This is a genomic window from Labilibaculum sp. DW002, from assembly GCF_029029525.1.
In the GTDB taxonomy this organism is placed as follows: domain Bacteria; phylum Bacteroidota; class Bacteroidia; order Bacteroidales; family Marinifilaceae; genus Paralabilibaculum; species Paralabilibaculum antarcticum.
Genome location: NZ_JAKJSC010000001.1, coordinates 1,426,054 through 1,447,605 on the forward strand (window position 1 = coordinate 1,426,054; position 21,552 = coordinate 1,447,605).

The following is a 21,552-nucleotide window of genomic DNA, read 5'->3' on the forward strand; positions in this document are numbered from 1 at the left end:
TAGATCTTATATTATTCTAGAAAATTAAATACTATCGAAGAATCAATTTTTGTTTAAGCCACATGGCTCTTCCTTTTTGATTCATTCATAAATCTAACGGGTATTCATGATCTCACTCCGTTCGGTACATTGATGAAAAAGGAAGCAAAAAATCTAGGGCGCGCTTCCTCAATCAGCCATAAGAATAAAGCAAAAAAAGGATATCCCATTACAGGATATCCTTTTTTCAAATATAATTTAAAAGCTTAATACAATCGTTTAAGCTAATTCTTTTTGCTCGTCTAATTTCTTGGTAATACGACCGTAAATAATCAAGGCGATTGCTGATGTTGCAGCGATAGCCACAAAATAATACCAAATGTAATGAGCATTTGCCGATGCCACTTCCCACTCTGCATGATTCGTAAATAGTTTTGGATCTGGACAGTATTTCTGTAATAAGAATCCAGACAATCCGAAACCTAAAATTGATGAAATAAAGGAATGCAAATGGCTAAATCCTAAATACAAACCTTCTTCACCTTTAGGTGCTTGTAATGAAAAGTACTCTAAGAATCGAGGTGAGATAAAAGATTCAGCAAAACCCTGGAATACAATACCAATAATCATCATAAAAGCAACTGGATGCAAACTAAACAAGCCAAGATCGATGGACTCTACAGCCAATAAATTTCCTGCAGCCATACACAAAGCTGAAACTGGCATTATAAACATCCCAACTGTCATTGAAAACAAAGCTGTTTTCTTTCTCATCAACTGTGTAATCAATCCTACAAAAAGGAATACAATTAATGGGTTTACATTGGCATACCAAGATGGTGATGCTCCCTCTCCTGCCATACGCAATACATACTTAGGCATGGTGGCATACAATTGATGCTGTACCATCCAAAATCCAGTAACGATAAGGATTAAAGCCACCAATCGACCGTTGGCCAATACTTTTAGCAAAGCATCCCAAATTTCCGACATGCTCTTGCCTTCCCCATCACGTTTTGTTGACTTGAAAAAGAAGTAAACAGCGATTAAGCCTAATAATGTTGCACCTGCAGAAAAGTAATTTAAGGTAACCAATCCTTCATTTCCCATCGCTTCACGCAATGGTTTTACGATTGTTTTTCCAGAGAATGAACCAATGTTTACCATGGTATAAAAAATGGAAAATCCTCGAGCACGATTGGCAATTGTCGTTTCTTTTGCAACCGTTCCTGTTATTACCGATTTTATAAAAGAACCACCAATCATGATCACTATAATGATCGGAATTATGAACCATTTATGCGAACTCGATTCTAAGCCTGTAAAAACCGTTATTTCGGTATATTCTACCAAGCCTGCCGACTCCAACATGGTTGGAAAAACAGCCAAGCCAGCGTATCCTATACTCAAAAGGGAAAATGCGAGCAGTAATGCATTTTTAAAGCCCATTTTATCGGCCAAAGCACCACTAAAGGTTGGCAATAAATACAATCCTCCCGAAAACAAACCTGAAATAATAGCTGCTTCTACATCGGTAAATCCTAAAATACGGGATAGGTATATCGTAATTACAATAAATACTCCATAATAAGCAGCTCTTTCCAACAACTCAACCGAGTTGGCTACCCAAAAGGCTCTGGAAAAGCGCTCTTTAATTGTTTTCTCTTTCTCTACACTCATTCTTTCTGGTTTTATTTTAAGGTATATTGTCCAAATTCTTAGCCCGTAAAAATAGATTTCCTTTATGGATTAAACAAGTAGGGGAATCCCGACTTTGAATTTTAACAATTACTGAGCCAAGGAATCAGAATCTAAAATAAATCATTCAAAAAATAAGGAGCAATCACTAATGCAATTACTCCTCTGTCTAATAAATTAAACTTCTTTATCTTGTATCGTATTTTTGAGTTTTTTCATTTTAGCTTTTCCTCCAATAAAATTCCACTAAAAGAAAGCTTCCTATTCTGATTCCATCAGCAATAAATATTATATGTCTTGCAGTTAAATATTATTCCCAATCGAGAATTACTTTTCCACAGTTTCCTTCTTCCATAATGTCGAAACCTTTCTGGAAATCTGCGGCATCAAAGCGATGTGAGATCATTGGAGAAAGATCCAAGCCACTCATCAACATTTGTTCCATTTGGTACCATGTTTCATACATTTCTCGACCGTAAATACCTTTCAACTGAAGACTCTTGAAAATGATATCACTCCAGTTTACCTGAGTTTGAGATGGTAGAATTCCTAATAATGAAATCTTACCTGAGTTATACATATGCGAAACCATATCGTTGAATGCAGCTGGCGCACCAGAACACTCAAGTCCTATATCGAAACCTATTACACCTAACTCCTTCATTACATCATCAAGGCTTTCTTCCATTGGGTTAACAACGCGAGTTGCACCCATTTTCTTAGCCAGTTCAATTCGGTAAGGATTGGTTTCTGTTGCCACTACATAACGAGCTCCAGCAAATTTTGCAATTGCTACAGCCATAGAACCAATTAATCCAGCTCCTGTAACAAGTACATCTTCACCAATAACTGAAAAAGAAAGAGCTGTATGTGTCGCATTTCCAAATGGATCCATAATTGCTAACAATTCGTCATCAATTTGATTACTCATTTTCATCAAATTTGATGCTGGAATAGCTGCATATTCGGCAAAAATACCATCAATATTTACACCAATACCTACTGTATTTTCACATACATGCTTACGACCTCTACGGCAATTTCTACAATGTCCACAAGCAATATGTCCTTCGCCTGTTACACGATCGCCAACCTTAAAACCTGTAACACCAGCTCCAATTTCAGCAACCTCACCAACATATTCATGACCAATAATCATGCCCTGTTTGATTGTGTTTTGAGCCCACTCATCCCATTTATAAATGTGAAGGTCAGTTCCGCAAATAGCTGTTTTCTTAATTTTTACAAGTACATCGTTAATGCCAATCTTAGGAACATCAACTTCTTCCATCCATAAGCCTTTTTCAGCTTTGGATTTCACTAGAGCTTTCATTTTAGCCATTGTTTCTTCGTGTATAGTTGTTTGTTTAATACTTTTTATCATGATCTACGCCATAAGGCTAGTCTATTGCAAAGTAAAAAAACTTGCCTATAAAATCAACACATTGGTATGCGATTAAGTAAATTAAACTGAATGAGGATAGATCGCAACACGCGAACCGTAATATTTATTGGAAACTAGCTAAATCAGCAACAAATATTACTCTAAAAAGGCGATTTCTAAATAATTAAAACCGAAATCACCATTAGAATACATTTTTCCTGCTCTCAGAATGCGGTCTCTGGAAATATCACAAATTTTATGGAGGTTCATATTGTAGGCATCACTCCCTATCGGAACTTCCTCATTATTTTGAATGCAAATAAAAGTACGATTGGTTCCATCCCTTTCATTGAGCTTAAAAATGGCATGAGCACTTGATGCTGAACCTGCAAAAACGTCCAAAACAGTGTCCTTAGGACCTGATAATTGCTCAAATAACTTCACCAATAAATCTGTCGGTTTTGGATATTTAAAAGGCAATCCCTCTGGATACAATTCTTTTAATTCTCTTGTTCCTTTGGAGGTTGGAATATCAGAAATAATAGATGAAATTGGCTTGTTTGTATTTTTTAGTTCGGAAATGTATTTCTTCAACAAAAATCGTTTTCCTTTTTCTTTTGGAAAAACAATTTTCCCTGAATTTCCCCATTCTCGCACACGCTTTTCAGCAAAAGCCCAATATCTTCCTACTGGCGGAAGGTACTCCTCTCCGGTATAAGGATTAATGATTGGGAATTGTGAATTTGAATTGCCACTGGCTGCTGTTGGATTATCTGGCATCCACAAACCATTGGGATCATTATCAGGATTTTTATAGGCAGACAGATCTTTTTCTTCGCCCAGAAATTTTATCTTTTTTGCTTCCTTTGCATAAACTAAAATATACTCATGGTTATTGGTGTATAAATTAGCAGAATCATTAACCATTGTACGGTTAAGCCAAACAAAACAAGCCACAAAATTCTCTTCTCCAAAAATCTCATTGCAAAGCAATTGTATGTTTGCTTTTTCACTTTCATCAATTGATATTACTATACAACCATCGTCTGTCAACAAATTTTTAGACAGTAATAGTCTTGGGTAAATCATATTCAACCAATTCGTATGAATTTCACCACTTTCTAATTGATTTTGCAGTTTAGAATTTACACGTCCAATTTCAACTTTATCCAAATACTCCAGATACTGCTTCGAACGAATTTTGAATCGATCATTATAGGCAAAAGTCTTTCCTGTATTATAAGGTGGATCAATGTAAATTAATTTTATTTGCTCTTGATAATCTTCTTGTAAGATTTGCAAAGCATCCAAGTTATCACCTTCAATCAGTTGATTTTTACTTTTGTTCGGATGCAATGATTTTTCTTTATTCAAGACTAATCGACCAACATTCTTATTTTCCTTTTGAAATGCTGATACATCTTTACCAAGCCATGACAAACCATAATTCGCCTCATCAATTACAGTTTCTGAACCAAGGAAAGACTTCAATTTTAAAAGATCCAATTTCCCCTCTTCAAACACTTCAGGAAGTAGATTTTTCAATTCCCTAATTGTTTTTTGTTTCTGGTAAAAAGAGAGTAGTTTTTTTTCTTTGGTCATAAGTGCATTACGTATTTAAGCTTATAACACAAACCTACAAATTTTACTGCTTGAATAAAAACAATCAATTCTGATTCAAAAATAATGGTTTATGCAATTGATACTGATATAATATAGTGCATTCAAAGAAAAATGCAACTACCAAACTACCATCAAAGAATGCATTTTAGGAACCAAAATCTGCAAATAACTTGCAAATTGAAAGAACTAAATTTTTAGAGTGCTTACAATTCACCTTTTAAGCTTTCTGCTCATTGAGTTTTTGTTACCTTTGCGCCATGCAAGAAAAAAACGAGGAAATTCAGAAAATACTAAAGCGCTTATCAATTCAAAAATTGAATGAGATGCAATTAGAATGTGCTAAATCATATGAAAAGGATTGTGATTTACTACTTACATCTCCTACCGGATCTGGAAAGACCTTAGCTTTTCTATTGCCTATGCTTGAACAGCTAGACTCTGAGGTTAATGGCGTTCAAGTTTTAATCTTAACTCCTGCTCGAGAACTTTCTTTACAGATAGAGACTGTTTTTAAAAGTATGGGAACTAATTTCAAGGTAAATTGTTGTTATGGAGGGCATCCAATGTCTACGGAAAAAAACAATTTAAAAAATCCTCCTGCTGTTTTAGTAGGTACTCCAGGAAGAATTGGAGATCACATTCGTCGTAATAATTTTGATTGTAGTAACATCAAAACTTTAATTTTAGATGAATTTGATAAAGCCTTAGAATTAGGTTTTCAGAGAGAAATGAAGGAAGTTACTTTGTCACTACCTGAAAATATAAAGAAAGTGTTGACTTCTGCAACCAATCAAATAGAGATTCCTGAATTTGCAAAACTAAATTCCCCAATTTATTTAGACTTTAGCCCAAAGACCAAACCAATGGCTTTGGCTCAGAAAAAAGTTATTTCGGTTGAAAAAGATAAGCTTGCTGCTCTTTTTAATTTAGTGTGTCATCTCGATAGTCAGACTAGTTTAGTATTCTGTAATCATAGAGATGCCGTTGAACGAATTGGAAAACACTTTTTAAATGAAGGTATTCAATGTGATATTTTTCATGGAGGTTTGGAACAGGACGAGAGAGAAAAGGCCCTGTTGAAATTCAGAAATGGTAGCCACAACCTCTTAATCGTTACCGATTTGGCATCAAGAGGATTGGATATTCCTGAAATTAAAAACGTAATTCATTATCAACTGCCAAGAGTAGAAGAAGCTTTTGTTCATAGAAATGGAAGAACTGCTCGAATGAATGCAGAAGGAACTTCTTATTTGGTGCTTGCTGAAGAAGAAAACACACCTGATTTTATTCCTGAAGACATTGAGATTCTTGAGTTATCGGATGAATTACCTCTTCCTTCGCAACCAGCATGGGAAACTCTTTATGTAAGTCTTGGTAAAAAAGAAAAAGTTAATAAAATAGACATCGTTGGCTTCTTTTGTAGAGTCGGAAATCTTAAGAAAGACGAATTAGGAAAGATTGACGTTCTAGATCATTCTACTTTTGTTGCTGTAAAAAGAGGATTAGGCGAAAAATTGGCTCGCAGATTAAATAACGATCGAATTAAAAAGAAAAAAGCTAGAATTCAAATTTCGTACTAGCCATTAGCTAATCACGAAATATTTTATCTAAAAACCCCATAAACCTATTTTTAGAGCCAGATTCTGTTGAAGGATCTGGCTTTTTGGTTGAAATCATTCTGTACATATCAGTCCAATCAAGCAATCCTCCAATATTTCGATCATCGATATACAAATCGGCATAAATTTTTCGGCTAATTGTATCATCAAACTCTTCTTCAGGGAAATTGCTATTCACAGAGTAGAATTCTAATCCTCTGGTTTCGCAAAAATCAACCGCCTCAAAAAGCATATCTCCTGTTCTGTATGTCCACAAAATAAGTTGGTGCCCTTCCTGCTGCAAGGCAAGTAGACTCTCAATTGCAAAAGGAATTTCTGCACCTATTTCAGGATATTTGTGTTGCACAATCGTGCCATCAAAATCTACAGCAATTATCATATAGAGGAAGTTTGAGAAACAATATGTAATAAAAATATGGAATTATTTCGTTCTTTTTCAATGAATAGCAAACAAAAAAATGGCCTGAATAATAATTCAGGCCATTTCTTTATTTTAATTACTCGAGACTTTTTCCCAAAGTCGCTTCACGACTCCAGGCGATTCATCCTCGTAATAATATCCATTTCCATTCGCTCCAGCACCAAACTTACCGTAAGTACCATTCACCGCTACGTCGTTCAATACAAGTGATACATTTGATAAGGTTTTTTTAGCTGCTATCTGATTTACAAAATCAATTTGATCGCGATGACTAAAGCCTTGGCGAAAAACAAATAAATTAGCATCGACATACTTCCCAGTAATAATGCCATCTGTAACCATCGAAAGTGGAGCATTATCAATAAAAATATAATCGTATTTGCCCTTTACTTCCAATAAAAATCGCTCAAACCTACCATTTTCCAATAGCTCAGCAGGATTTGGTGGTACAGGCCCAGATGTTACACAAAAAAGATTACTTATTGGTGTTTTCTGAATAATCTCGCTCCTTGTACTGTGATTAATTAAATAAGTACTCAGACCAATCTTATTGTTTAAATCAAAAGCTAAATCAACTTTTGGTTTTCTTAAATCAGCTCCAATTAACAATACCTTTTTGTTGTTCATTGCCACGATAGTTGCCAAATTAACTGTTGTAAAGGATTTTCCTTCTTCGGGAACAGTCGAATGAATGCCAATAATTTTGGTTGGATTATCAGGCAATACATAATTTAAATTTGTCCGTAAAGTCCTAAATGATTCAGAAATAGCTGATCTTGGATGAGAAAATACCGGTACTGCTTCGTTGTAATTGTTATGTGCTAAACTACCCATTATTGGCAATTGAGTTTTTTTCATCAACTCCTCCTTGCTTTGAATATTATCATTAAAAAATTCTTTTAAAATGATAATCAAAAAAGGCAAACCAATTCCTAAAAACATACCAATAAGTAGATTGATAGCTGTTTTGGGTTTTATTTTTACAATAGTAGCCAATCGTGCTGGATCGATAATTTGAGAATCGGAAACATTAGAAGCTTTTGCAATTGCGGCTTCTGCTCTCTTTTTCAATAGGAAAGTATAAAGCTCATTGTTGAGATCGAAATTCCTTTTCATGCTCACCAACTTCTGCTCATTTTTAGGCATACGAGCCAATTGCCCTTTCACCTTTTCCATTCTTCCACTCAAGCTTTGAACTTCAATTCGGGAGTTAGCAACCATGCTTTGCAAATTCTCCTCTAAACTTTGTTGCATTAGCTGAATTTCCTTATTCAAAATTACCAGGCTTGGATTTTTAGCCTGAACACTGTATGACAACACCTCTCTTTTCCCATACAAATCGGTCAATTTCGAAACTAAAGCATCTAAGGAAGGATCTGTAATTCCTGATATGGATGGCGCAACAACTTGCTTCATCTGGTTCGCATCACCTAAATTTTGTGAGAGATTCTCATAGTAATCCAAAGTAATTTGAGCTTTGGATAACTGACTTTCTAATTCCCCCATTTTTGCAACCACAACACCTGCTTCCTGTCCCAAATCTACAATTCGATTTCTAGATCTGAAGTTGGTTACGCTTTGACCCGCCATTTGTAAAGAATCAACAATTCCGTCTAGTTGAGAATCAATAAAACGAACTGTTCTTTCTGATTTCTTATTTTTCTCAATCAATCCAAATTGAATGTATACCCAATTCAGTTCATTCAAATAATCAACTCCTCTTGAAGGCTCACTATTGTCAACTCTTAAATGAATTAATTCTGCTTTTTTCTCAGCAACACTTATGGTCATACTCTCCATGTACGCAAGTGTTAATTGATCTAAGTTATTAAATACGAAATAGTAATTCTCATTCAGATTCTTCTTCCTTTGTTTTTTCTTTACCAGAAAATGGAAATATTTATTCTTAAATGGTCTTTCAAAAAATGCAATTTTCTCGAACTTAAGATCTATTTCTTCACCCTTATATTCAGCTTTTCCATCCACACTTATTCGATAAGTATGATCATCAATTTGAACTATTGAGATTGGTAATTTCGTAAGATTTCTTCCTTCTAGTTGCACTAGTTCAAATGGTTCATTACGATACATTCCCTTACTCGAAAACAATTGCTTTTTGAACCAGGAATGATTCCAAGCCAAATTTTCCATTGCCTTACGATTTAGAGTATACGACTTAAGAATTTCCACATGATTCTGTATGTTGGCTTTATCTTGAATTTTATAACCATCAAACATACTTTTAGCACTCGTTTCTTCCGCATCAACATGAATCAAAAGTGAACTCCTCATCATGTAAACAGGATTAGAATACTTACTGATAAAATAGGCCAGTAAAATTCCTAACGCTCCACAAACTGCAAACACCTTCCATTGCGATAGCAGTCGGTAAAGAAATTCCTTCACATCAGGACCATCCTTTTTTTCAAAGTAGTCCATTACATCATCTACATATTTCATAGAGATCTATTTTTTGTTAGAATAATCACCAAGCAACATCGCTTAATTAGCTATTATTAAACTTGTTATCAATACTGCAGTAGATACAGTAGACAGCAAGAGGCTATAAATAGCCGAATTCATATTTGTGTTTTTTATTTTATGCGGCTCAACGTACACTACATCATTAGGCTGCAAAAAGAAAGCTTCTGATTTCAAAAAATTCTTCTTCGTTAAATCAAGACGGTATGTTTGACTTCTATCTTCTGTTGTACGCATCACCAAAACACGATTAATTTTTGCATAATCAGTAATGCCATTCGCCATACTTATTGCTTCCAAAACGGTTAAACTACTGTTGTAATTGTAATAGACGCCAGGAGTTGTTACCTCTCCCATTACACTTACTTTGTAATTTAATAATTTTACTCTTACACTCGCATCTTTTAGGTATTCGTTTGCTCTTTCTTGTACTTTAGACTGAGCCTCTGCTTGTGTCAATCCAGCAATTCCAACACTTCCCAAAATAGGAAGCGAAATGTTCCCTTTCGAATCGACCAAATAACCATTTAAATACTGATCCGATTGCTGACTATACAGCTGCTGAGATCCTTGCTGGCCTCCCGTGCTTTGAGCAGGGTTATACAATTGATTGACTTCAGGATTTAATGATTTAATACTTACAAATAAATTATCATTGGTTCGGATTCGATAATCAGGAATTTTCGTCCCATATTCCGGAGCCAATATTTCAGCCTCAACATCTTGTAGATAAACTAATTCCTTTTTCGATCGACAGGAAATGATGCTCATTACTATAATGAGTCCCATTAAGAGTAAATACTTTTTTTGCATGGTCTTGGTTTTTTTGGTTTATTATTTAATAATTATAGAGGGTTTAATACTATTGACCTTCACCAGTGAACACAACTTTAATGGTGCTGATAAATAATATTAAATCTAATTTTAATGACCAGGTATCGATGTAAAGCATATCCAACTTCATCCATTCCTCGAAAGGAATGTTGTTTCGACCGGATACTTGCCAAATACATGTGATTCCAGGTTTCATACTCAATCTTCGGCGTTGCCAACGTTGATATTGTTGTACTTCTGAAGGAATAGGTGGTCGAGGTCCAACAATCGACATTTCACCTTTTAAAACATTAAAAAATTGTGGCAATTCATCAAGCGAAGTCTTGCGCAAAAAACGACCTACTCGAGTTACCCTTGGGTCGTTTTTTATTTTAAAAACGGGACCTGATTGCTCATTTTGACTTTCAAGCTTTACACGAAGTGCTTCGGCATTCATAACCATCGTTCTGAATTTCAAACAATAAAAGATCCTACCGTTTAGCCCAACTCGTCTTTGTCTGAAAAAAATAGGACCTCCATCTTCAATTTTTATAGCCACAGAAATTGCTAATAAAACTGGTGAAATCAGCACAACAATAAGAAAGGAAAAGAAAAAATCAAGAAGTTCTTTCACCTTTAAAGCAAAGTAATTTTTTGTATTATTAGCAAAGGTTAAGAATGGTAATTCTTTAAAGTAGGTAAGATGGGAACGCTGACTAACAACACTTAACAAATCGGAATACACTCTAAAAGTTACGCCAACTTCCGAACAGGCATAAATCAAAGCTCGTACTTCTTCATTATCAAATTTACCTTTGCAATAAATAACCTCATCTACAACATTCGCATCAATTATTTCAGTTAACTGAAAATGCTCATGCAGAACACGCACATGAGATTCATACTTATTTTTAATTTGTTTACCATCAGACATTATTGCCCAAACATTATATCCCCAATCGCGAATAAACAACATCCGGTCGATAAAATGCAAATAGGACTCATCATCGGCAACGATTAAAACATTTCGCGTATTAAAACCCTTCCCTCTTATTAATTTAAAGAGTTTATAACTCAACATTCTAAATCCAAACAGAAGAATTAAGTTCAAACATGCGAATAGAGCTAGAATTAAAGTTGGTACTGACTCTGTTAAGAATAAGCTTCCTAAATACAGTAAACCTGAACTTAAGACTACTAAAGCAAAGTATTCTGCGAACAACTCAGAATAAGTCTTTACTCTGAGCATCTTACCAAGGTTTAATTCCTTTATTAGCGTATACCAAATGGCAATTATCAGCAAATAAATTGTGTTGTTATCGTGAACATCAATATTTATTGGCTTTAAAAATGTGTTGACTGCCCAAGCAACAACCCAATAACAAGCGACTGATAAACTTACTTGCACGAGGGTACTCAAACGAGCAAGGGTTTGTTCTCTTCCTTTAATCATGGTTGTAAGGTTTTAAAGTGAGTTTTAATTAAAAAAGCAGTTCGATTTTTTCTATTGATGGTTAGTCAATCTCAACTTGCTTTCTAAATATTTTCATGAGGTTGAGTTCATGAAAATTCATTCATCGTATAATCAAGAACTGTAAAATCATATTCTAACTAGTTCTCTGCTATTATTATCTCCGTAACTTCTCTTTTAGGATATAATAGATAAATAAGGTATTGGTTACCAGATATCTTTTCCACATTCTTCGTGGTTCTTGTAAAATTCTGTAGAACCATTCCAATCCTGCATTTTGCATCCAAACGGGAGCTCGTTTTACTTTTCCTGCTACCACATCAAAAGATCCTCCAACGCCCATAATAAATGGAACTTTTAATTGATCTTTATAGGTATTTAGAAATATCTCCTTTGTTGGAGAACTGATTGCTACAAATAAAATATCGGCTTTCGATTCGGCAATTTGATCAGCAATAACTCCTTCTTCCTCTTTTTGGAAATAGCCATTTCGATAACCAGCTATTACTTCTTTTCCAAAAACAGAAGTGTACTTGCGAACTACCTCAGTAACGACCTCTTCTTTACCTCCAAAAAAGAAAATTCTGTAGTTTTTCTCTGCTGCCAAAATCACTAATTCTTGCATCAAATCGACTCCTGAAACTCTTTCTGGTAAAGCTTCGCCCAACATTCCTGAAGCCCACACGACTGCCATACCATCAGCATTTATAATATCACTTGAAACGACCGACTCGTACAATTCTTCATCACTTTGCATGTTAACCAGCTTGGCTGCATTAACCACAATGTGCTGAATTGGCTTCTTATCCCTAATCGAATCATCTATTAAATGAAGGGTTTCCTCCATTGTTAGAACATCAACCGGCGAATTCATTATCGTAATTCTCTTTCTCATATTCCGGCGTTTTTAAGGTGATTGCTAAGTAATTTGACAAGGCTAAAAACATCCAAGCCTGTGCCCATCGTATGTATGGAATCTTATTTTTTCCTCTTTTTCCTGATTGGAAATAGAAATATCCAGATTCATCTTGAAGATTACTTATTGTCCAATTTAAAACACGGTCGACTAATTCTTTATTCTGTTCTAAAACGTTTAAACTGCGAAGCGTAATTGGCAATTGTGCTGGACAATGAATGTCAATTGGATAAACCGAATTGGTATAATATTTTGGCGTTCCATCTTCCGAGAAAAAGTTCTTTAGATAGTAATCCAATCCTATTTGTATTTGCTGATCGAATGAAGAATCTTGTGCGTACTTTCTATACTCAGATAATGCTTCCAGATTAAAGCCAGTATGAAAATTATCAATCCATCGATGATAATGCAAATTGCCATATGACCAGGAACCATCCTCATTTTGATGATTGATACAATACTGAACCGATTGTTTGGCACAGGCAATTACCTCTTTGTCTTTTGTGTAATGATATATGCGAGATAACATCCTACTACCCAATAGCGAAGCATTGTAAACTTGCGTCTCATCTAAAGGTGAATAAGAGAAACAAAAATCGCCATTCCCATCATAAGTCCGATTTAAATCCTTTAATATAAAGTCCTTGATATTTATAGCTGTTTCTAATAATTTTTGATCGCCCAATATTTCATATGCATCTAATAAAGCTGATCCAACATAAGTTGTAACAACCACCGATGGTGTTCCCTTGGGTTGAAAAAATGCTCGAGCTTGCCAGTCAAAGTTGTATCCCCAACATGGCCCCGACCAATTTTTCGATTGCAATTCCAATAACTTGTCGCTTAAAAAACGAATCCGGGATCTTACTTCCTGTGTTCGATCGAATTGATAGAGCTTGCAATAACCACTAAGAAATAAACCAAGACCTTTAGGGTTATATGCTTTCTCAACTCTCGTAAGACCCCGGAAATTCATTGGGCTTTTTTTGAAAAATTGAATCCAAACCAATCGCATTAGCCTACTGTTTTTCACAAAAGGCATTGCCTGGAATAACCTAGAATTCAAACCATCATATGGGTCCCAGCCTTTATATTCTTGTTCTTCAACGTACGTGCGAAGTTTCTCAAAGCTTTGTTTATACATTAAATTTGAAATTATTCTTAAGCGAGATGGATAAAAACCTCTACTGAGGTAATTGGAGTAAAAAATTATTGTTGCTTAATTTTGTTCACTAAATCAGTAATGGTAACAAAATCCAGATTTTTTTTAGTCGATTGTTTTGCCAAAAAAAGTAAGGCATCACTGTAATAGAAATCTTTTGGATGACCCACCAAAACAAAAGGATGAAATAGCATTGCAGATTGCTTTTGCAGCTTTACTGCCGAATTTAAAAAACTTTTCATTTTTCGTTTTGAGAACAGACAAAAGTCCCAGGTTAAAGCCTCTTTTTGCAGCAAGAACATTAGCGTTTCCAATTTTGATTTCTTGGCACTATTGTTCTTAAATTTCTCAATGGAATTGGCTTTATTCTGCATTGCAGACTTTACTCTTACGGTATCGTATTTTAAAAATCGTCGCTTTGTTTTTGCGTAAATTGGCAATTCTAAAAAACCACTGCTTTTCCCATTGGTCGTTAGCAAAGAATCCTCTGTAGTATACCAATAGGCTTTTGAATCTGAAATATTAGAATAATCGTAGCGCGATAAATTTCCTTCTGCCTTTCCTCCATAATAAACTGAGCTATCAGCAATAAATGAATGCTCCTGTAAGACCTTCAACAATCTTTCTGATGGATCGATGTTGTAACCTCCAGCTCTTAGAATATTGCATTTGTATTCTGGATGATCATTTTGTAAAAGGGCTTCTAAAGTTTCCTTTCCAGAACGAAGCAAATCAGATAATCCCATACTAATGGATTCATTGGCATGATCTGGCACTTCTGGCAATCTCCAATAGTCTAAATTCAATTCCCATGCTTCATTCACATATTTGGCATCAATCCATTGAGGATGCAAATGCAATTGTACATCGTGCCCAAGCTTGTAAGCTCTTTTAAGTTGTTCCTCTATGGCTTCTGCAGGATTGGAATCATACCCCATGCTAATCCCATTCTCATAAGCTTCCTTGATTTTCCAATATTCTACGACTTCAAAAAAAATGGTCAATTTAATGTTGTGCTCTTGACAGATTTTTAACATTCTATTGGTTGGTTCAATCATGTGCTGAAACACATTTCCCCGACCAGATCCAAACAATTCGTAATCAAGCGTAAGACAAAGAGTAGTCATTAATTTATATCGAATTTTAATGTTGATTTAACGTTTTACCTGATAGAAAAATGGCTTAAGATCACTGATATCCCAGACATCCAATGTTCGATTGCTAAAATCAAACAGAATGGATAACATGTGTAGAACCTTGCTAGGTTTTTTAGCAATTAAAACACAGTCTCGCAAAACATTCATCCATTTTACAGGTTTTGGATTTTTGCTATGACTCTTTTTCTCTCCAAGAATAAATGGTATTAAATCGGGGTATTTTAGTTTCATTATTTTTATAAAACCAAATGGTCTAGGATTCACCTCTAACAAATACGCTTCGCCATTGTAAATTTTAAATTCTACATCCAAAAAACCCGTAAACTGTGTCTGACCTATTAAGTCAATAGACTTACCAGCAATTAGATCTGAAAATTCTCCTGTGTATTCTTCTACCACCGAAGAAACTCCTGATCGAAAATGCCGAACCTCGTTAACACAAATTCCTGCAACTAATTGCCCCTTTTGAAAATAAGCACCGTATGAAAAATTATTTTCTAAATCTTCGCCTAGATAAGCTTGCATTACAAGTGCTTCTTTTTCTTTCTTGATTAAGGTTTGATGGAGATTTTTCAACTCCTTTACACTGTGCACCAAACAAGTTTTAAATCCTGGTTTTTCATAAAGAAAAATGTCTTGGTTCCACTTTACTATCTGCGGAAATTGTATTAAATCATAATCAGTTTCATCGTTTAAATCACTAAGAATGATTGACTTTGGGTATTTGCAATTAACTTTCTCTGCTAGCTGATAAGTGTTTAGCTTATTTAGAAAAACCGATAAAGCTTCTTGGTCTTTCGGGAGTACATTAAACTGATTAAAAAATTCAGGATAACGATCCATCAAAAAAGCTAAATAAAAACCACTCGCTACCCAACAATCCATTCCTTTTTTGGATTCGGCTAATCGAGACAATTGTGTGATTAAATCTTGCTCGTTTTCAAGCTTAATTTTTTTGCCATAACGAGAATGCATGGCAATCTCATTTTCTCGGCCAACAAGCGTCACATCATAAGCCAATCGACTGTATTCTCGAACCAAAAACAAGGCTTGCGGACCTGCTCCAATAATCAAAATTTCTTTTTTGCTTACTCTCATTACTTTTTCAGTTGAGAAACTACTAAGTTGAACTTTCCTTTATCGCTTCTTATCAATTGATTGGTCTCTATTTTTTCAAATCTCAATAAACAATCTGGCCCCAATAAATTCCTTAAATTTTGTTCTATACTCTCACAATGCAACTTTGTAAATCCCTTGTCTGGAATAATGTTAACAATGATTTCGCCAACCTTTTCTTGAATAATTTGAGCAGCTAAAAGTTCATTTACTTGCTTAAAAGCCAAATCCAATCTTCCTATTTTCTGACCATCTTTCAAAATCACATAATCATCATCTCTTCCCTCAATTTTTTCAACAACACAAATACCATTGCTAGATGGAGCTAATTGAACAACATCATCAACCTTATATCGAATCAAAGGAAAAACCGTATTTATAAATCCTGTTGTAATTAGATGTTTATCTTCAAATTCAGTATGAGAATACAAGGGAAATTCCCGATACATACAATCATCAAATTGACCAAATGCTACTGTTTGTTCTGCATTTCCGTACCAATCATATATTTTAGTATGCAGAACTCTTTCTACTAAATCTCGCTGAAACCCATGTAATACTTCCGATGATGTGAATGCTATTGGAATGTTTAATTCTCTACCCGTTTTAAGTAATTCAGTAGCCAAAATGTGCATTGAACTAGGGTATGCCTTTATAACTTTTGGCTGAAAATCGTTAATCAATTGATAAATCTCATCTATTTTATTGGTATTCAAATGAAAACTAGAAATGTAGAGTACATTATTGCTCTTATCAACGTAAGAAAGTGTGTTTCTATCTAAGGTTCCACGCAAAGAAACAACTCGATCGCCAAGATTATAACCATGCATTTGCTGAAAATAATGGCCATATGCATATTCCTTTATGGTAGAACTAAAGTCTCTATAAACCTGTAATGGAGTTCCTGTAGTTCCACTCGAATAGGCTTTAAAAACTGTCAACTTACATCTTGTTAAGATATCTGCACTATTCTCTCTAACCGTTTTCTTATCTATTATTGGAAGCTTGCTTGCATCCGCTAAGGTCTTAACCGTATCAATAGTAATTCCATGTGATTGATACAGATTTTTATAAAATTTTGAATTCGTGAAAGCATTCTGAAACTGACTTACAAACTCCTGCTCTTTTAAATCCATTAATTCTTGCTTAGAACATTCCCCTAAGCCAATAATTTTTCTAAGCTCTCTTTCGAAACCACTTCCGAACTTTATCCTATATGCAATTAAATCTTTAATTAATCGATAACTCATGTTCAAAAATTAAAGTTAATCTTCGTGACGATCATCTAATAAATACGGACTATGCCTCGTGCAGAATCTCATTTATCACTTGATTTCTTTCACTTAATTTTATATTCGAAACCATTAGATTGTATTTCCCTGAATTCGTTCGAATAATTTGATCTTCCGTAATCACCTGATAATGAATTTTACAATCCTCGCCTAACAGGTCTACTAAATTCCTGATTAATTCCTCTTTATTATTGTCGGTAAAATTACAATCAGGTATGATATTCAAATTTATTTCACCAGGAACATCCTGTACGATTTGAGCTCCTAATATATTTTTCACATTACTGAAATTAAAGGCATGATCTAAAAGTCCAATTTGCTGACCACTTTTTAGCAAAACATACTGATTATCTCGACCTAAAATTCTACTTGTGCAACAGCGAATGCAGCTACTATCGCATTTTAATTTTATAACATCGTCAATCTGATATCGTATTAATGGAAACGACTTGTTAATAAAACCAGTTGTGACAATACATTTCTCTTTGACCTCTATATGTCCATACAGAGGAATATCCTGATACAGTTCCTTCTTTACCTGACCTAAGGCGATGGTTTGTTCCGAGTTCCCATACCAATCAAAAACCTTTGTTTGCAACACTTTTTCTATAATTGTGCGTTGAAAATCGTGCAATACCTCCGATGATGTAAAGGCTATTGGAATGTGTAAATTCAAACCTGCCTTATACAATTCAACTGCCAAAATCTGTAAGGAACTAGGATAAGCTTTCACCACCTTCGGATTGAAATCTTTTATCAATTGATGGTATTTTTTAATGTTGGATTGATTCAAATTATAGCTCGATAAATGCAAGGTATTCAACGAACGATCGAATCGTGAAATTTCTTTTTTATTTAAATCTCCCTTTAATGAAACTACCTTATCGCCCAATTGGTATCCATGAGATGTTTGGTAATGATATCCGTAAGAATACTCCTTACAAACCGATTGATAATCCCTGTATAATTTTAAAGGAGAACCGGTTGTCCCACTTGTGTAGGCAGTATAAACAAACAGTTTGCTACTTGTAAGCAATTCATCCACTCGATGACGAATATCTTCCTTGGTAATAATTGGAATTTTTTCAGCATCATCGATAGATTTAACAGAATCAAGTTTCAATCCGTGTTCTTGATATAGCTTCGCATAAAACTTTGAATTTTTAAATGCGTTGCGATATTGCTTCACGAATTCCTGATGCTTTAAATCGGATAATTCTGATTCGCTAATTGAGTATAAATTGGTTATTCTTCGCAGTTCTTTCGAAAAGCCGTAACCAAATTTAATTTTGCTCAATAAGTAATCCCTTACTCCCCTGTAACTCATGGTAGATAGAAAATAGAGTTTTTAATACGCTGTGTGGATAAAAATCAACAACACCTTTTGCTGACCTTTCAGAGTAAACCTGGATAAGGTTTTTTTTGTCTAACAACCTCAAAATGGCATTTTTAATCTCTTGTTGATTACCTGCATCAACTAAAATTCCATTTTTATATTTGTGTATTAAATCAGGAATTCCTCCTGCATTACTCGATATAATCGGAAGAGAATAACTCATTGCTTCCAAAATAGATAGCGGTAATCCTTCCTTGTATGATGGCAAAATAAATACATGAGATGACCTCAACAATTCGTCTTTCTTTTCAGCATCAACCCAACCTACAAACTGAACTATTTCATCTAATTTCCAATTTGAAATTGCTTGCTTTAGTCTTGATACTTCTCCATTTCCAGCAATTCTTAAATTGATTTTCCCTGTAAATACTTCCCGATTTTTTGCTAAAGTTTTTAACAAATCAAAAATTCCTTTGTTATCGCCAATTAAACCCAGAAATAGCAATTGTAATTCACCTTCAATCTGGAGTTGATTTGATTTTTTAGGTGGAATGATCATGTTATTTAGAATTTCAATTCGCTTGGCTTTAAATGCACTGGAAAAGAAAAGCCTCCACTTTTCGGATAAACAAAGTAAAACATCGGCGCTGTTCACAACATAGCGAACTCGCTTTTGAATAAATTTTGATGACTCCAGATAAAAATCTCTAAAACCGCCACCATGAACATGGTAAATAATCTTTTTATGGAATAACTTATCAACTAATGAAAACAAGATGTATTTCCGATAGAAACTACCTTTTGATGCTCCGTGAATATGAACAATTTTAATTTCCGAATCGATTAGCAAACGAAAGAAGAGCTCCAAAACACACAAAGGGAACCATATCGTATTCAACACTTTCGAGTCAAAGCGATGCGTAACAATAAGCTTAAATGGATTGATGTATTTCGAATAATTGTTTACACACAATCCTATTCCACCTTTGCTATTTTTATTGCCTGGCGCTATAAATAAAACTTCTTTCATTTTAAATTTTCGATCGAATAATAATTTTGCCCCTCTTTACTTTTACCTACGAATATTGATCAATTACTTGAACAGATATATTTTTACGATCTGATTTAAATCTTTGCTGAACAGGTTGAACATACTGATGCCATAAGCCGAGCATTCGAGAAATATTCTCATATTTACCTCCTTTGGTATTTATCGATACTCTTGGCACTTCGTAAATTCCCAAATCATCTGTTTCCAAAGCAGGATTAGTCGTAAATGCAATTTGATAATTATTTTCACTTAACAATTCCAAATCTCTCTCATCGTAATCTCCATTAGGATAGGCAAAAGATTTAATTTCGGTGTTCAACCAAGCTTCCAAGGTCTTTTTTGAATCGGAATACTCAAAAGCCAACTCTTCCTCAGTACACTTTATACTTATTGGATGATGGTAAGTATGCGAGCCAATATTTATCAAAGGGTGTTTGTGCAAAAGTTGTAAATCACTTAAATCTATTGCTGATCTTTTTAAATCATGCTTGGCAACAACCTTATTTACATATGCTACTCTTTGGCTGTTCCTCATCACTTTTAAATCTTCTAAGCTCGTTATTTCATCAAATTCCTTTATTATAAAAGGTGCATATTCCCACCAAAAATTTCCAGTTACAACAGGCTTTACGGGCACAAAAATTGTAATCGGGATTTGATATTTCTCAATTGTAGGAAGTAATTTCAGATTCCCTTTCCAGCCATCATCAAATGAAATAAATACCATTCTTTCGTCTATCTCTAGTCTAGTACGTTTCATGATAAGCATCTCACTCTCTGATATAAACCTAAAATTATTTCTTCTTAAAAAGCGAACAATTCCCTTAAATAAAAAAGGTGATGGATTGTGAAAGTAAATTGATAAGACATGCTTATCAAACTTCTTTAAACCCTTATTTTTAAACAACAGAATAACGATGAAGCCTAATAAATCTCCTATCTTTTTTTTGAAGCTATTCATGATGAGCCTGCTTTTGTAATTGATCTAAAACAATATGATCTGTTCTTTTTACTCGGTATAACAAATACGGTAAGGCAAGTAATGATTTAAAGCGAAATTTATAATCGAAACACATATAAGTACTCTTTGCCTGATTTGTAAATTGAAATTTATATGGGTCCAAGCCTACTCCAAATGAATAATTCTCATATCCATTTTTGAAACTGTTCTGGATGTTAAAATTCATGCAATGAATTCCTGCTCCATATGTCTTGTAATCACGATCAAATGCGCAATCTATTGCTAATCTTTGATCCTTAAAATCGATATTAATTACATACGCAATAGCTTGCTTGTTGAATTTTACAAATTGAACATTCGATTGATAAATCTTAAACATCTTTAAATAAAAGGCTTCTTTATCAGGATCACCGTAAACAAAACCTTTTCCATCTGATAATTTCGTTTTTGATATTCTCTTTATTTCCTTGAAATTGGCATCGTTAATTTCTTCTGTTGATAGCTCTAATTCGAAACCATCACGTTTTATTTTTCGAAGTGTACGATCCAATTGTTTTCTGAATCTTTTCGCGTAAGCTTTCAGTAAAAAATCCTCGTAACCAGCATATCTATTTACCGGTATAAAAGGCTCTCCCGCATAATGGTACAATTTATATTTCTCATTTAAGACCGTTGTTTTAGGCAAGTACTTTAGGAACAAAAAATGATAATTAATATTCTTCTTCACCCAATCGCTTAGTTCTTGAGCAAACGAACGACCTAAGGATTCAAGAGTGATCACATCGTTTCCAGAACTTCCCCATTGCTGTCCTAAAAATTCCACAAATTCCAGTTTTATACATTTGCAATACTTCCTATCTAATTTTACGAGAGGAACAATGGCTACTAAAACATCTTCTTTGTAGACAGTAACAATGTATGGTGTTTTATGATATCCAAGCACATTATTTTCAACCTTCCCAAAAGTAGAATACCAATTTGTAATCCATTCAAAATCACAACAAAGCATTTCACTTTCATATTTAATTCTCTCTAAATCTTTAAGAGAAACTTGTTTGAAACTATACATTTT

Annotated in this window: 17 protein-coding genes; 1 reads left to right on the plus strand and 16 read right to left on the minus strand. The window is 34.3% G+C overall.

Annotation, left to right across the window (positions count from 1 at the left end):
* Positions 1–258: 258 nt before the first annotated feature.
* The 3 genes from L3049_RS05410 to L3049_RS05420 form a co-directional block, all read right to left on the minus strand.
* Positions 259–1,659, minus strand: a complete 1,401-nt coding sequence (locus L3049_RS05410; protein WP_275108779.1) for an MFS transporter — start codon at positions 1,657–1,659, stop codon at positions 259–261.
* 328 nt (positions 1,660–1,987) lie between these two features.
* Positions 1,988–3,061: an L-threonine 3-dehydrogenase gene (gene tdh / locus L3049_RS05415; RefSeq protein ID WP_275108780.1), complete on the minus strand. Its 1,074-nt coding sequence runs from the start codon at positions 3,059–3,061 to the stop codon at positions 1,988–1,990.
* 156 nt (positions 3,062–3,217) lie between these two features.
* The gene (locus L3049_RS05420; RefSeq protein WP_275108781.1) at positions 3,218–4,663 is read right to left on the minus strand and encodes a site-specific DNA-methyltransferase; all 1,446 of its coding nucleotides are present in this window, start codon (positions 4,661–4,663) and stop codon (positions 3,218–3,220) included.
* A gap of 278 nt (positions 4,664–4,941) precedes the next feature.
* On the opposite strand from L3049_RS05420, the gene L3049_RS05425 reads away from it, so the two are divergent.
* Positions 4,942–6,264, plus strand: coding sequence for a DEAD/DEAH box helicase (locus tag L3049_RS05425; protein WP_275108782.1), 1,323 nt, complete (start codon positions 4,942–4,944; stop codon positions 6,262–6,264).
* 7 nt (positions 6,265–6,271) lie between these two features.
* Here the strand turns inward: L3049_RS05425 and L3049_RS05430 are convergent, their stop codons facing one another.
* The 13 genes from L3049_RS05430 to L3049_RS05490 all read right to left on the minus strand — a co-directional run bounded on the left by L3049_RS05430 (position 6,272) and on the right by L3049_RS05490 (position 21,549).
* Positions 6,272–6,682, minus strand: a complete 411-nt coding sequence (locus L3049_RS05430) for a BT0820 family HAD-type phosphatase (RefSeq protein ID WP_275108783.1) — start codon at positions 6,680–6,682, stop codon at positions 6,272–6,274.
* Between the two features lie 114 nt (positions 6,683–6,796).
* Positions 6,797–9,184, minus strand: coding sequence for a GumC family protein (locus L3049_RS05435; RefSeq protein WP_275108784.1), 2,388 nt, complete (start codon positions 9,182–9,184; stop codon positions 6,797–6,799).
* A 42-nt stretch (positions 9,185–9,226) separates the two neighbouring features.
* Complete coding sequence (locus L3049_RS05440) at positions 9,227–10,018, minus strand: polysaccharide biosynthesis/export family protein (RefSeq protein ID WP_275108785.1); 792 nt, start codon at positions 10,016–10,018, stop codon at positions 9,227–9,229.
* A 49-nt stretch (positions 10,019–10,067) separates the two neighbouring features.
* On the minus strand, positions 10,068–11,471 hold the full coding sequence (locus tag L3049_RS05445; RefSeq protein WP_275108786.1) for a sugar transferase: 1,404 nt from the start codon (positions 11,469–11,471) through the stop codon (positions 10,068–10,070).
* A 175-nt stretch (positions 11,472–11,646) separates the two neighbouring features.
* Positions 11,647–12,384: a WecB/TagA/CpsF family glycosyltransferase gene (locus L3049_RS05450; RefSeq protein WP_275108787.1), complete on the minus strand. Its 738-nt coding sequence runs from the start codon at positions 12,382–12,384 to the stop codon at positions 11,647–11,649.
* Positions 12,347–13,549, minus strand: a complete 1,203-nt coding sequence (locus tag L3049_RS05455) for a prenyltransferase/squalene oxidase repeat-containing protein (protein WP_275108788.1) — start codon at positions 13,547–13,549, stop codon at positions 12,347–12,349. Before L3049_RS05455 ends, L3049_RS05450 begins: the two co-directional genes overlap by 38 nt.
* A gap of 65 nt (positions 13,550–13,614) precedes the next feature.
* Positions 13,615–14,694 carry a polysaccharide deacetylase family protein gene (locus L3049_RS05460; RefSeq protein ID WP_275108789.1) on the minus strand — a complete coding sequence of 360 codons (1,080 nt, stop codon included), beginning with the start codon at positions 14,692–14,694 and terminating at the stop codon, positions 13,615–13,617.
* Between the two features lie 27 nt (positions 14,695–14,721).
* Positions 14,722–15,822: a hypothetical protein gene (locus L3049_RS05465; RefSeq protein ID WP_275108790.1), complete on the minus strand. Its 1,101-nt coding sequence runs from the start codon at positions 15,820–15,822 to the stop codon at positions 14,722–14,724.
* Complete coding sequence (locus tag L3049_RS05470; RefSeq protein ID WP_275108791.1) at positions 15,822–17,090, minus strand: phenylacetate--CoA ligase family protein; 1,269 nt, start codon at positions 17,088–17,090, stop codon at positions 15,822–15,824. The genes L3049_RS05465 and L3049_RS05470 overlap by 1 nt, the downstream gene beginning before the upstream one ends.
* Before the next feature lie 49 nt (positions 17,091–17,139).
* The gene (locus L3049_RS05475) at positions 17,140–18,429 is read right to left on the minus strand and encodes a phenylacetate--CoA ligase family protein (protein ID WP_275108792.1); all 1,290 of its coding nucleotides are present in this window, start codon (positions 18,427–18,429) and stop codon (positions 17,140–17,142) included.
* Positions 18,416–19,498, minus strand: coding sequence for a glycosyltransferase family 4 protein (locus L3049_RS05480; protein WP_275108793.1), 1,083 nt, complete (start codon positions 19,496–19,498; stop codon positions 18,416–18,418). Before L3049_RS05480 ends, L3049_RS05475 begins: the two co-directional genes overlap by 14 nt.
* A 46-nt stretch (positions 19,499–19,544) precedes the next feature.
* Entirely contained in the window at positions 19,545–20,480 is a 936-nt protein-coding gene (locus tag L3049_RS05485; RefSeq protein WP_275108794.1) for a polysaccharide deacetylase family protein, read from the minus strand.
* Entirely contained in the window at positions 20,473–21,549 is a 1,077-nt protein-coding gene (locus L3049_RS05490; RefSeq protein WP_275108795.1) for a GNAT family N-acetyltransferase, read from the minus strand. Before L3049_RS05490 ends, L3049_RS05485 begins: the two co-directional genes overlap by 8 nt.
* Positions 21,550–21,552: the final 3 nt, after the last annotated feature.

Bases quoted from the DNA above. Each gene is read 5' to 3' on its own strand.
- L3049_RS05410 (WP_275108779.1), bottom strand. From the start codon at position 1,659: ATGAGTGTAGAGAAAGAGAAAACAATTAAAGAGCGCTTTTCCAGAGCC.
- tdh (WP_275108780.1), bottom strand. From the start codon at position 3,061: ATGATAAAAAGTATTAAACAAACAACTATACACGAAGAAACAATGGCT.
- L3049_RS05420 (WP_275108781.1), bottom strand. From the start codon at position 4,663: ATGACCAAAGAAAAAAAACTACTCTCTTTTTACCAGAAACAAAAAACA.
- L3049_RS05425 (WP_275108782.1), top strand. From the start codon at position 4,942: ATGCAAGAAAAAAACGAGGAAATTCAGAAAATACTAAAGCGCTTATCA.
- L3049_RS05430 (WP_275108783.1), bottom strand. From the start codon at position 6,682: ATGATAATTGCTGTAGATTTTGATGGCACGATTGTGCAACACAAATAT.
- L3049_RS05435 (WP_275108784.1), bottom strand. From the start codon at position 9,184: ATGAAATATGTAGATGATGTAATGGACTACTTTGAAAAAAAGGATGGT.
- L3049_RS05440 (WP_275108785.1), bottom strand. From the start codon at position 10,018: ATGCAAAAAAAGTATTTACTCTTAATGGGACTCATTATAGTAATGAGC.
- L3049_RS05445 (WP_275108786.1), bottom strand. From the start codon at position 11,471: ATGATTAAAGGAAGAGAACAAACCCTTGCTCGTTTGAGTACCCTCGTG.
- L3049_RS05450 (WP_275108787.1), bottom strand. From the start codon at position 12,384: ATGAGAAAGAGAATTACGATAATGAATTCGCCGGTTGATGTTCTAACA.
- L3049_RS05455 (WP_275108788.1), bottom strand. From the start codon at position 13,549: ATGTATAAACAAAGCTTTGAGAAACTTCGCACGTACGTTGAAGAACAA.
- L3049_RS05460 (WP_275108789.1), bottom strand. From the start codon at position 14,694: ATGACTACTCTTTGTCTTACGCTTGATTACGAATTGTTTGGATCTGGT.
- L3049_RS05465 (WP_275108790.1), bottom strand. From the start codon at position 15,822: ATGAGAGTAAGCAAAAAAGAAATTTTGATTATTGGAGCAGGTCCGCAA.
- L3049_RS05470 (WP_275108791.1), bottom strand. From the start codon at position 17,090: ATGAGTTATCGATTAATTAAAGATTTAATTGCATATAGGATAAAGTTC.
- L3049_RS05480 (WP_275108793.1), bottom strand. From the start codon at position 19,498: ATGAAAGAAGTTTTATTTATAGCGCCAGGCAATAAAAATAGCAAAGGT.
- L3049_RS05485 (WP_275108794.1), bottom strand. From the start codon at position 20,480: ATGAATAGCTTCAAAAAAAAGATAGGAGATTTATTAGGCTTCATCGTT.
- L3049_RS05490 (WP_275108795.1), bottom strand. From the start codon at position 21,549: ATGTATAGTTTCAAACAAGTTTCTCTTAAAGATTTAGAGAGAATTAAA.